9 protein-coding genes are annotated in these 8,148 nt (G+C 37.4%); 4 read left to right on the plus strand and 5 right to left on the minus strand.

Annotation, left to right across the window (positions count from 1 at the left end; translation table 11 throughout):
• Positions 1 to 665: 665 nt before the first annotated feature.
• Both WQ54_RS17430 and WQ54_RS17435 read right to left on the minus strand, forming a co-directional pair.
• Positions 666 to 1,055 (minus strand): GNAT family N-acetyltransferase, encoded by a 390-nt coding sequence (locus WQ54_RS17430; protein WP_046585894.1) that lies wholly within the window; start codon positions 1,053 to 1,055, stop codon positions 666 to 668.
• A gap of 426 nt (positions 1,056 to 1,481) precedes the next feature.
• A complete protein-coding gene (locus WQ54_RS17435) occupies positions 1,482 to 1,688 on the minus strand; it encodes a hypothetical protein (protein WP_046585881.1) in 207 nt (68 codons plus the stop codon).
• Positions 1,689 to 1,780: 92 nt separating this feature from the next.
• Here WQ54_RS17435 and WQ54_RS17440 point away from each other — a divergent pair, with 92 nt between their 5' ends.
• Positions 1,781 to 2,650 carry an AraC family transcriptional regulator gene (locus tag WQ54_RS17440; RefSeq protein WP_046585883.1) on the plus strand — a complete coding sequence of 290 codons (870 nt, stop codon included), beginning with the start codon at positions 1,781 to 1,783 and terminating at the stop codon, positions 2,648 to 2,650.
• A 50-nt stretch (positions 2,651 to 2,700) separates the two neighbouring features.
• On the opposite strand, the gene WQ54_RS17445 is transcribed toward WQ54_RS17440, so the two are convergent.
• Positions 2,701 to 3,144, minus strand: a complete 444-nt coding sequence (locus tag WQ54_RS17445; protein ID WP_046585885.1) for an HIT family protein — start codon at positions 3,142 to 3,144, stop codon at positions 2,701 to 2,703.
• A gap of 16 nt (positions 3,145 to 3,160) precedes the next feature.
• Positions 3,161 to 4,207: a sorbitol dehydrogenase gene (locus WQ54_RS17450; RefSeq protein WP_046585887.1), complete on the minus strand. Its 1,047-nt coding sequence runs from the start codon at positions 4,205 to 4,207 to the stop codon at positions 3,161 to 3,163.
• Between the two features lie 257 nt (positions 4,208 to 4,464).
• Between WQ54_RS17450 and WQ54_RS17455 the strand changes: the two genes are divergently transcribed.
• The 3 genes from WQ54_RS17455 (at position 4,465) to WQ54_RS17465 (ending at position 7,083) form a co-directional block, all read left to right on the plus strand.
• Entirely contained in the window at positions 4,465 to 5,007 is a 543-nt protein-coding gene (locus WQ54_RS17455) for a D-lyxose/D-mannose family sugar isomerase (RefSeq protein WP_046585889.1), read from the plus strand.
• A gap of 63 nt (positions 5,008 to 5,070) precedes the next feature.
• Positions 5,071 to 6,405 carry an MFS transporter gene (locus WQ54_RS17460; RefSeq protein WP_046585891.1) on the plus strand — a complete coding sequence of 445 codons (1,335 nt, stop codon included), beginning with the start codon at positions 5,071 to 5,073 and terminating at the stop codon, positions 6,403 to 6,405.
• A 315-nt stretch (positions 6,406 to 6,720) separates the two neighbouring features.
• Positions 6,721 to 7,083, plus strand: a complete 363-nt coding sequence (locus WQ54_RS17465) for a VOC family protein (protein ID WP_046585896.1) — start codon at positions 6,721 to 6,723, stop codon at positions 7,081 to 7,083.
• 465 nt (positions 7,084 to 7,548) lie between these two features.
• Here the strand turns inward: WQ54_RS17465 and WQ54_RS17470 are convergent.
• A partial coding sequence (locus WQ54_RS17470) for a YitT family protein (RefSeq protein WP_046585892.1) occupies positions 7,549 to 8,148 on the minus strand: 600 nt, incomplete at its 5' end.

The raw sequence follows: 8,148 nt of genomic DNA on the forward strand, positions 1-8,148 counted from the left end.
TCTCATTATTGCTTTCCTTATCAACGCTTCATAGAAAGTAAGTCCTCCACGTTATCAGCTTACAACGTTGAATTATATCTATTATAGAATGAACTTAGGTGCTTCCTGTAAGCCTGTTAGCCGTTCTTATGCCTGTAACACATCATGGACTTTCATAATTGTCATTCTTACTCATCCACTGCTAACCTCACATTAGGTGATATACACATTTCTATGTATTGCCAGTCTAGACCCGTACATTCAGAAGTTCGTCAGCTTAACCTTTTTACTTTAGGTTCTTTTGCATTCTCACCATATTCATTCAACTCAAGCATCATGATTTACACCACCCCCTCGGGTAGGCTTTCGTCAGCCGAACTGTTACGGTAAATTCTCACGCCTTTTCGCCGAGCTTATAACACTATTATTCTTACTAATTCAAGTGCTATTCGACTAAGAGAGAACCCTTCAGGGCGTTACCCCACCATTTGATTCTTCGATATAATCCTTCAGTTCCGGAAGGAACTGTCTAACCTTTACTTGGGTAATGTGACCATTCCCAATTTAAGCTAGAAACATTTCGCACAACAAACTGGCCCTTTTCTTGAATAAATAAAAATAAGCCACCAAGTATGGTAGCTGACTCTTCAATTCTAACACCTGTATCTAAATAATGATTGTTTAGATTAAAGACGTTTCTCCAAGATGATTTTCGGTTCTCCTTTTTCGTCAGTGTACGTTCCGACTATATCAAACCCATGACGTAAATTCAAAATGAGCATACTACGCCACTTGTTTTTAGTTTGGGTGCGAACAACAGTGTATTCCTGCCCCTTACACCATTCGTGCTGCTTGAGCATCAGTTCCGATGCAATCCCTTGACTACGATACTCTGGATACACGCCACCTAACCAACTATAGAATCTACTCTTACGGTCTTGATATCCTATTTTATATCCAACAACACTGTCATCATGAACGGCGACTAATATAAGGAATTGCGGTCTAGTTGATAACTCTTCCCTAATAGAATCGGAGCTTTGTGTTGTGAAAATGCTGTCGTGAAGTGAACACATGCTCTTATACCAAGTCGATTCAGTTTCCAAATTCGTGAACGCACTGTATTCCAAATTAATCCCTCCTGAAAGGACATTTCGCTTTATACCATGAAAGATTCGGTGTAAAGTTTTCATACCGAATAAAAATTGCTCTTGGAATAGGTAATTTTCATGTTGAGTTAGCTGTCTGGTTCTTTTTGCAACAGAACCGAACTTTTCTTAGGTTTGTTACCCAAAATTAAGACTATTTAATATATGTTAGACTCTGATATTTCTTTACAATCATGTTTTAAATGAGTGTATAATTTTTTAAACTTCGCATAATGCATCTGATAATCTAGATGGTTTTTTTATCAGCCTCTAGCACTTATTTGATTGGTATAATACTTTCAAAATTGTTCATAACCTTACCTTTTACTCCTCTGATGACAAGTAAAGCAGCTCCTAATGCTGGATCACCTGATGAGATACAATGCTCAACTTGTACCCTAAATATGTCAGCCATAATCTGTAACCATAGAGTACTCTTTGAATCTCCCCCAACACTCGAATTTTAATTATTATAGTGATATCTAACTCTTCTGCAATTTTAAAAGAATCATACAGCTTTACCCCAGAAGTTCCAAGGTCAATACCAAGTGAGTATGTCATTTGATTTCTCCCTTCTTTTATTTGCATCAAATATAATTTCTTTTTTGATTATGCTAAGATAGAGATATTCTGTTGAAAAGGAGTCAAAACGTATGAAAGTAAGAGACAGTCAGCTACAAGTGTTATGGATGGCGCGTATTGACTATTTAAAAAACAGTGGTGTAAAAATGCACTCCCATGATTTTTATCAACTTCAGTTAATCATTGATGGTGAAGGAATCATAGAAATAAATGGACAGAGCTACCCAGTACTAGCTAACCATTGTTATTTCTTTGAGAAGAATATTCCTCATGAATTCCACTTTTCAAAAGAAACTATTACTATAGATGTTAAATTTACATTAAGTGAAGATCTAATAGAATTAATTAAATTTAGTAATCTAATGGGAGCCATAAAAGTGAATGATATAGATGAATTCAAGCAGTTGTTTCAGCTCTCAAGTGCCAACCTAAAGAATCCAAATCCTTTGCTCCCTTATCGAATTGATGTAGGACTTAAAGGCGCTTTGTTAGGCATGTTACAAGATAACATTGCTGAATATAAATTATTTAAAAGCCGACTAAAAGTACCTGTCCAGGAGACAAACAAAGGGTTTCCCATGGTACAGTATTTAAAACAGAACTTACAATCCAAAGTGAGCCTTGAAGAAATGGCTCATCACTTCGGATTCCATCCTCATTACTTAATCGAAATTTTCAAGAAAGATTTAGGTACTACTCCTATGCAATACCTCCAATCCCTACGATTGGAGAAAGCAAAAGAATATTTAGAGTTTACCTCATACTCTGTGTCAGAAATTGCTGAATTAGTGGGATTTACTACACCTTACTTTTCAAGACTATGCTGTGAACGCTTAGGAATGTCCCCCACTCAGATACGTGAACAAATGCGGACGGTTGTAGGGAAAGACATTGTCTTAGAACAAGATTTTGTAATTGGCTCACAGCCATCTATTTACTAAAAAGGAACCCTGCATTCTAGATTACAGGGTTCCTTGTATATAGCCATTTATTAAACAAAAGTCTTAGTCTGCAGCAAATTGTTTTTAATGTCTCTAACCATTGCTTGGTACTCAATATCCTCTAAAATTTCCTTTGTTCGTGGTGAATTATTAAAAGCTTCTCCCCACTCTAAAGATCCTTCATACTTAGGAACAAGATGAAAGTGTAGATGTGATACTAGATCTCCATAGATAGCATAATTTATCTTATTCGGTTTAAATGTAGTTTGGATTATTTCTGCTGCCCTAGAAACATCATCCATAAAATAAAAAAGCTCAATTTTATTTAAATGAAATAACTCGGTTACATGCTTGTCTAATGCAATGATACAACGTCCTTTATGAGTTTGATCCTTGTTAAGATAGAGTGTAGAGATTTTCAATTTTGCAATTTCAATCATCAAGTTTTGTAAATCTTGATTCTTTGTACAATAGAAACATTCTAAATCATGCATAATATATAATCGCACCTTATTCTTTCATATCTGACTTTACTTCACAATCAATCATAACGTGGATAGTATCCCCTTTACGGGCGTTGCGTAATTCAAAGGCTTCTTCTATTTTTTCTAGAGGAAAGATATGAGTAACAGTTTCTTTCGTATTAATTAGTCCGTCTAAGACTAAACATAACCCTTCCTCAAAGAATCTTCTATTATCAATGTCTCGCTTTGGTTCCGTCGATAAAATATCCAGACGCTTCTTATGAACCTTAAAGAAATCAATTGGCTTATGACTTGTTCCTATACAACCATACATAACAATTCGTCCATTTTGGGCTGCTGCATCAATCGCATCTACCATTCCTGAACCTTCAAGTAAGCATGGGATAACTACGTCGAACCCTTCTGGGAAGTCTATACCTACAACGTCCATTGTTTTTGTTTCTGATGTAGGTAGCTTATAAGTATGCGTAGCACCATACTTTTTAGCGAGCTCAAGTTTCTCATCAAATAGATCTGTTACTACCAGGTTTCGGGGACTAAACAGGTTAATAACTTGTGTCATTGCAAGTCCACTTACCCCCTGCCCCATAATTAACACATTTTTGTTAGGGGAAATTTCAGCACGTTCAGCTGTATGAAGAAGTGGAGGTAATACCTCAATCAGAGATCCTTCAATTAATGGAAAATCCTTTGGCAATACCTTTACAGCAAACGGGGTACAGCAGATATACTCTGCAAATGCCCCCCAAACATAGCGTAATGCTACATGATCTCCTTCTTTTAATCCCATAACATTTTCTCCTACTTTATCGATAACGCCAGCCACTTCATGCCCTAACCGGGTAGGATAAGTAATGAATTCAGGCTCTCGGGCTCCTCTATACACCTCTAGGTCGCTTCCGCAAATTCCAACCCACTTTACTTTAATCCTTACTTCTCCTTCCTTAGGTTCAGGAATAAGCGCTTTCTTGATAGAAATAGAACCAACATCATCCATAACCGCACACATTTGAGTTTCTAGTCCATCCTGTTCTACTAATTCCATTGGTGGGACTGTCATTTTTCTTACCATATATAAAACCCCCTAATATTATTTTTAATGGACGCTTGTGTATATAGCGTCATTAGTAATTTCTAGTCTAAGTGATACGGTTGAAGCTATCCATATCGAAAATACATTTATTCTTTTCCAAAACTCATGTATTTCTTTATCTATAACTTCTTGCATAAATATCTGAATTTTGGTTAACAAGATGTGTGTTTTAGATATCGCCATCTATATACTTACAAGATACAATAAATAAAAATATGAAAGGGGTTACAATTATTATGAATAGACAGGAATATGAGTTAATTAAATCTGAATCTTTAAACTACCTAGAGGAGGCCAATATTGTTCTTACAGAGGAAGAAGTGAAATCATTTGAAGTAGCAGACTTCGGATTAGGGAATATACGTGATTTAGGACTTCAGTTAGTCGTATATGCAAATACAGATCGTTATTGTGCTAAAGAACTTATCTTATTGCCTGGTCAAACATGCCCTGAGCATTTACATCCACCTATTAACAACTTACCAGGAAAGGAAGAAACATTCCGTTGTCGGAAAGGAATTGTCTACTTATATGTGCCTGGCTCCAAACCTCAGGTGATTCATGCTAAAGTTCCGAAAGAGTATGAAGAACATTTGACTGTTTGGGACGAAATTATTTTACGTCCAGGTGAGCAATATACGATACCGCCTAATACACTTCACTGGTTCCAAGCTGGGGATGAAGGCGCCATTGTATCTGAGTTCTCTTCCACTAGTACAGATGAAAATGATGTTTTTACAGATCCTAGAATTAAGAGGATTCCTGTCATTACAGATTAATAAACTTTATTTTCGTAGATGTTTAATTATTAAGGTAAATACTATACGAGGAGGAGATAAAAAGTGAAAAGTGTAGCATCGTTAGAAACAAGAACAGTAAAGAAAGTAGCATGGCGAATCATCCCCTATATGTTCATAGCCTATCTAGTAGCTTTTGTTGACAGAGTTAGTATTACTTATGCTTCTATAGGTGGTATGGACAAAGCACTAAATTTAACTAGTACAGCGTTTGGTCTTATCGCAGGTATCTTTTTTCTAGGGTATTTTCTTTTTGAGGTCCCAGGTAATATCTTTCTAGAGCGCATAGGCGCAAGGAAATGGATTGCCCGTATTTTAATTACATGGGGAATTGTAACGGTTATTACTGCTTGGGTGAATAGTGCAGCACATCTTTATATTCTTCGCTTCCTACTTGGGGTGGCGGAAGCAGGTTTCTTCCCGGGAATGATCTTGTATATTACCTACTGGTTTCGGTCTAAGGAACGTGCAAGGGCTGTTGCTCTGTTTATGACAGCACCACCACTTGCAAATGCCTTTGGTGCTCCAATCTCAACATGGATTGTTGAAAATATTCATTGGGCAGGGATGCCAGGATGGCGCTGGCTCTTCATCATTGCTGGATTACCAGCCGTTATTCTAGGGATTATCACACTCTTCTATTTAAATGACCGTCCTGAACAAGCAAAATGGTTAACATCAGAAGAGAAAAACTGGCTGATTAATGAGTTACAGCGAGAACATGCCAAAAAGATAAATGTTAAAAAACTTTCGTTTAAAGAAGTCCTTAAAAATCGAATCGTTTGGAAATTCACAGCTATTAACATTACCTTCGTTGTAGGATTGTATGGTATCAGTTTTTGGATGCCACGTATTATTCAATCACTGTCTAATGTATTAACGAATACCCAAGTCGGGCTAATTACCATGATTCCTTATCTGCTTGGAGCCATTGCAATGGTTTTGATGGCTCGACATTCAGATCGAACAGGGGAACGAAAATACCATGCGGCATTCGGGCCTGTTGTTGGAAGTTTAGGATTAATCGGAGTATTAGTATCATCACATAATCCCATTCTGGCTATTATAATGATGTGTGTAGCAACGATTGGCTTGTATAGTTTTTCTGGTCCGTATTGGGCACTCACTTCTTCATTTGTGGCAGCTGAAGCTGCAGCAGTAGGAATTGGAATCATCAATTCGGTAGGTAACCTCGGTGGCTTTGTAGGACCGTATGTAATAGGAATGTTGAATGATGCTACAGACAATATCGCCTTTGGTTTAGCGTTCTTGGCTCTTATGCTGATATTGACATCCATTCAAGTACTGTTAATAAAAAGAGAAAACACTTATTCAGATGAAAAGCAGTCTGTAACTAATGAGGTTGCCGAATCCAACTAAATAATAAAAAAATCTATCTTTAATGTAATTGAGATATTTCACTAACCCTATTGGGATGCCTTCTGGCATCCCTTTTCTTTCCTTTAGGAAAAGCCATCAGTATTTGGTACCTTATATTGTTAGTTAAAGAAGATCACCAAGAATTAAATGAATATAATATACAAAACTACTTTACATAATTTGACGTTATCGGTATTGAAAAAGAAATCTCCCGCATTTATAAATTGATTTTTCCGCTATTGGAACAGTCCAATATAGATTATTATATAAAAGTACGATAATACTATTTTCGTTTAGGAGGAATGCATTGTGAAAATGGAACATGTGGGAATTATGGTAAATGACATGAACGAGTCTTTAGCGTTCTATCAAAACATCCTTGGTTTAGAATTAAGAAAAAGAGAGTGGGTAAATGACACTGTTGAGCTTGCCTTTTTATTTTTTCCAGAGCAGCCGAGTGTAGAGGTAGAACTTGTCTACGGCGGCCCGGTTGAAAACGAAGGAATTGTGAACCACTTGGCCTTTACAGTGGAAAACATTGAAGCTGAACTCGTACGCTTTAAAGAAGCAGGCGTCAAATTAGTAGATGAAGAACCTCGAAGCATTTTAAAGGATACAGTTAAAATCGCCTTTTTCCAAGGTCCGAATGGTGAGAAGCTAGAATTGGTAGAAAGATAAGTAAATATAGAAATAGGAGGGGTCCAGTCCCGAGAATGCGAATTTAAGTTATATGAGACACTGGAACTTGGCTGTTTTATTTTCTAATTTCCTTTGCGTACAAAATTTCCGAAATGTTGGCGGTACCCCATGCCCATTAAGTTAAGATATCATAATACCCCCAGAACGAAAATTTTGTGCATGTTGCTTGTTTTTATCGTTTTGGGGTAACTCGTTCTTGTGAGCCTGATTTGCGATGTCTTGGATTCTACTACCTTTTCCAGATGTGTTTACCTCAACCTATCAAGGATCAGGAGGCAGTAGCCATACAGCTGGCGTAAAGATTCAATTAGAATATGAACTTCCTTAGCAATTCCTACACGTTCACTCAAAACCCGGTAAACAAAATTACAATAAACTATCCATTAGATGATTTTACCCCAAAATAAAACTGCCGATTAAATCGACAGTTTTATTTAACAGATTTTAAGCTGATCGGAAGTCCTTCTTCGATTTTAAAGGTATAGAAAGCCTACTCCCCCATTTCGTTGTCATCAGATAAGCATATTGGTAGATCGGACTCTGGATGAAGGTAATCACGAGTGTAAATATGAAGACCGGACCGCCAAGCAGCCAACCTAATAGAAGGACAAGGCTTTCAACCATGATCCGCACCCGGCTGATCGACATCCCCAATTTATCGGATATCGAAAGCATGAACCCATCCCTTGGCCCAGCCCCGATCCTCGCTCCTGAGTACATTCCGCCACCGATTCCCATCAGTACAACACCTAAGAACAAAACAAGTACATCTGTGAAAACAGAAGAGGATCGTGGAAATGCCTCCATATAAAGGAACAAGTCAACTAAAGGACCGACAGCCAAAGCATTCAGGAACGTTCCGATGTTGATGTAGCTCCGATCTAAAAAGAAGGAGACGACAACAAGAAGCAGTCCTACCAGAACAGTCCACGTCCCAATCGTAAGGCCGAATTTTTCAAATAAAGCGATATTTAGAACATCCCATGGGTGTATCCCTAAATGTTGTACTTGAATTGCTACTGAAATGCCATAACTGAAAATGGT

The sequence above is a fragment of the Bacillus sp. SA1-12 genome, assembly GCF_000981385.1.
Taxonomy (GTDB): Bacteria; Bacillota; Bacilli; order Bacillales; family Bacillaceae; genus Metabacillus.